Here is a 3,536-nt window from a genome sequence, read left to right on the forward strand (position 1 = left end):
TCCAGCACCTGGCTGGAATACGGCCTCGAAGAACCATGCAGCGACGGCGTCGCAAGGCGACCACCCCCCAATTTTCACCCCGGAACGGGCGACCGCAGGTCACATTGGCTGGAATGCAATTCCGGCGGAAGGGACTAGCCCTCGATGAAGTCTTCCAGCTGGGCGCGCGCGACGTCGTCGGCCAGCTGCTTCGGCGGGCTCTTCATCAGGTAGGCAGAGGCCGCCTCGACGGGTCCGCCGATGCCCCGGTCCTTGGCGATCTTCGCGGCACGGACCGCGTCGATGATGACGCCGGCCGAGTTGGGCGAATCCCACACCTCGAGCTTGTACTCCAGGTTCAGCGGCACGTCACCGAAGGCGCGACCTTCCAGGCGGACGTAGGCCCACTTGCGGTCGTCGAGCCAGCCGACGTGGTCGGACGGGCCGATGTGCACGTCTTTGGTGTTGAACTCGCGCTGCAGGTTGCTGGTGACGGCCTGGGTCTTGGAGATCTTCTTCGACTCCAGGCGTGAGCGCTCGAGCATGTTGAGGAAGTCCATGTTGCCGCCGACGTTGAGCTGCATGGTGCGGTCGAGTTGCACGCCACGATCCTCGAACAGCTTGGCCATCACGCGGTGGGTGATGGTGGCGCCGACCTGGCTCTTGATGTCGTCGCCGACGATAGGCACGCCGGCGTCTTCGAACTTCTTGGCCCACACCGGATCCGAGGCGATGAAGACGGGCAGGGCGTTGACGAAGGCCACGCCGGCGTCGATCGCGCACTGGGCGTAGAACTTGTCGGCCTCTTCGGAGCCCACCGGCAGGTAGGACACCAGGACGTCGACCTTGGCGTCTTTGAGCGCCTTGACGACATCGGCGGGCTCGACGTCGGAGATCTCGATGGTCTCGGCGTAGTACTTGCCGATGCCGTCGAGCGTCGGTCCGCGCTGCACGACGACGTCGGTCGGCGGTACGTCGGCGATCTTGATGGTGTTGTTCTCCGAGGCGAAGATGGCCTCGGAGAGGTCGAAGCCGACCTTCTTGGCGTCCACGTCGAATGCGGCGACGAACTTCACGTCGCGCACGTGGTACTGGCCGAGCTTGACGTGCATCAGGCCGGGAACGGTGGCGTTCTCGTCTGCGTCCTTGTAGTACTGAACGCCCTGCACCAGCGAGGACGCGCAGTTGCCCACGCCGACGATCGCGACCCGGACGTCATTGCTTGCGGTCATGACGACTTCTCCCTTTGTCCTACTCCGATTGCTGTATCACTCATTACGCACTCGACCCGGTCAGGCCTGGTCTGCGCGGTCTTGCGCCGATTTCTCGGCCGCGATCAATTCGTTGAGCCATTTGACTTCCCGCTCGCTGGACTCGAGACCCAGCTGGTGGAGCTGCCGGGTGTAGCGGTCCAGCGAGTTGCTTGCCCGCGCGACGGCTTCACGAAGGCCTTCCCGACGTTCCTCCACCTGGCGACGACGTCCCTCGAGGATCCTCATCCGCGCCTCGGCGGGAGTGCGGTTGAAGAATGCGAGGTGGACGCCGAAGCCGTCGTCGGAGAAGTTCTGTGGGCCGGTGTCGGCCACCAGTTCGGTGAAGCGCTTCTTGCCGGCGTCGGTGAGCTGGTAGACGCGGCGGGCGCGGCGGACCTTCACGGTGCCCTCGGGGGCGGCGTCCTCGACGATCAGGCCGTCGGCCTGCATGCGCCGCAGCGCCGGGTAGAGCGAACCGTACGAAAAAGCGCGGAACGCACCGAGTAGACCCGTCAGACGTTTCCGCAGCTCGTAGCCGTGCATCGGGGATTCCTGGAGGAGACCCAGAACAGCCAGTTCCAGCATTCGGGCCACCTCCTCACACTTCCGGTCGTCGCTACGACGACTCAACACGTCGGGCAAGTGTATCGCGCCGATATATTCGCCGTCATATCGGTAGCGGGGAAATGACGCGGGGGTGTCAGTTGCTGGGGTAGTTGATCTGCTTGACGGAGCCGTCGCCGTTCAGCTCGATGTAGCCGCTTCCGAACTCGCTGGACACATAAACGGCCAGGTCGATGGCACCCGGCGGGGCGGTCTCGTCGCTGCTCGCATCGATGGAGAGATAGAGATTGTCGACGTCCTCGGCCTTGATGCCCAGTGTTTCGGGAGCGCCGCGCATGATGCCGACCACGGTCGGCACGTCGAACGCGGCGAGGTCGACGAGCACGTCACGGTCGTCCCTGGCCGACGACGAGGGGTCACCCCAGCCGCCGCGATAGATGTACTGCAGCGCCCGCCGGTCGTCGGCCTGGTCGGGCCGCTGCAGGGCGGCGTAGTCCGGGTAAACGGTCAACGAGTACCCCATGGTGTCGTCCCACTTCTGTCGCATCTGCTCGAGCAGCCCGGTCAGACCGCCCAGCGAGTGCAGTTGCCGCGGCGGGGTCAGCACCTTGGCGGGGACCCCGTCGGACTTGGCGCCGGGGTCCGACGTGAAGTTCAGCGGCGACGGGGTGTTGCCGTAGAGGCCCCAGCCGATCGCGATTCCGAGCACCACCAGCAAGCCGGCCATCGCGGCACGCAGGCCCCAGCCGTTGCCGATGGCCGGGACCCGGCGGTTGACCACCCGGGTGATGACCGGCGCCGACGAGTTGGCGGTCTGCAGATCGGAGACCAGGGACTGCAGCTCGCCCAGGGTGGCAGCGGTGGTCGCCGTCTTGACCCGCTCGCCGTGTTCGGCCATCGACAGCTGGCCCTCCGCCAGCGCGGTGTCGAGGATCTGGCAGGTGTCGTTGCGGTCGCTGTCCTTTGCGCGCGTCCCTGCACCACGTCGCGCTGAGCTGCCCGGGGCCACGTCGATGATCGTAAGAGTTCCCCCGGTGATGTCGCAGGCCAGCCTTGATCTTGACCGTCGATTTGAGGGAACCGGCCGCAGGTCGCGCCTCGGTGGTCATGGCGCCGACGTACTCTGGTCCTCGTGCGATTGCAGCGACAGGTGGTGGACTACGCCCTGCGGCGCCGGTCCCTGCTGGCCGAGGTCTATTCGGGGCGCACCGGCGTCACGGAGGTCTGCGACGCGAATCCCTACCTGCTTCGGGCCGCCAAGTTCCACGGCAAGTCGAGCTCGGTGATCTGCCCGATCTGCCGCAAGGAACAGCTGACCCTGGTGTCGTGGGTGTTCGGCGATCACCTCGGCGCGGTGTCCGGTTCGGCCCGCACCGCAGAGGAGCTGGTCATGCTGGCCACCCGTTACGACGAGTTCTCGGTACATGTGGTGGAGGTATGTCGGACCTGCAGTTGGAATCACCTGGTCAAGTCGTACAAGCTGGGAGAGGTACCGCCCCCACAGGGTTCGCCCAAGCCACGACGCACTCAGACGGCGCGCGGTCGTGCGCGCACGGCCAGTGAATAACGAAGGGCGCCACGACCGGTCAGCCAGAGACGCCCGGGAGGGCAAGATGACCGACGGCGTGAGCCCGAGACCACCCCAACGACCTGACGGTCCGCCTCAGCGGTCCGGTGATGGCGCTCGGCACCGGCCGCCGACTCAGGGCGCTGCGAAGCGCCCACGCCCCGGTGCCCCGG

4 protein-coding genes are annotated in these 3,536 nt (G+C 66.2%); 1 reads left to right on the plus strand and 3 read right to left on the minus strand.

Going from position 1 to position 3,536, the window contains the following annotated elements:
- Window positions 1-134: 134 nt before the first annotated feature.
- The 3 genes from WA965_RS26855 to WA965_RS26865 all read right to left on the minus strand — a co-directional run bounded on the left by WA965_RS26855 (window position 135) and on the right by WA965_RS26865 (window position 2,805).
- Window positions 135-1,211: an inositol-3-phosphate synthase gene (locus WA965_RS26855; protein ID WP_526293912.1), complete on the minus strand. Its 1,077-nt coding sequence runs from the start codon at window positions 1,209-1,211 to the stop codon at window positions 135-137.
- Between the two features lie 60 nt (window positions 1,212-1,271).
- A complete protein-coding gene (locus WA965_RS26860; RefSeq protein WP_178357744.1) occupies window positions 1,272-1,817 on the minus strand; it encodes a PadR family transcriptional regulator in 546 nt (181 codons plus the stop codon).
- 115 nt (window positions 1,818-1,932) lie between these two features.
- On the minus strand, window positions 1,933-2,805 hold the full coding sequence (locus tag WA965_RS26865) for a DUF1707 domain-containing protein (RefSeq protein ID WP_526293913.1): 873 nt from the start codon (window positions 2,803-2,805) through the stop codon (window positions 1,933-1,935).
- Window positions 2,806-2,928: 123 nt separating this feature from the next.
- Between WA965_RS26865 and WA965_RS26870 the strand changes: the two genes are divergently transcribed.
- On the plus strand, window positions 2,929-3,363 hold the full coding sequence (locus tag WA965_RS26870; RefSeq protein ID WP_526293914.1) for a DUF5318 family protein: 435 nt from the start codon (window positions 2,929-2,931) through the stop codon (window positions 3,361-3,363).
- The last annotated feature ends 173 nt before the right edge of the window (window positions 3,364-3,536 follow it).

The sequence above is a fragment of the Mycobacterium sp. genome (assembly GCF_049683935.1).
In the GTDB taxonomy this organism is placed as follows: domain Bacteria; phylum Actinomycetota; class Actinomycetes; order Mycobacteriales; family Mycobacteriaceae; genus Mycobacterium.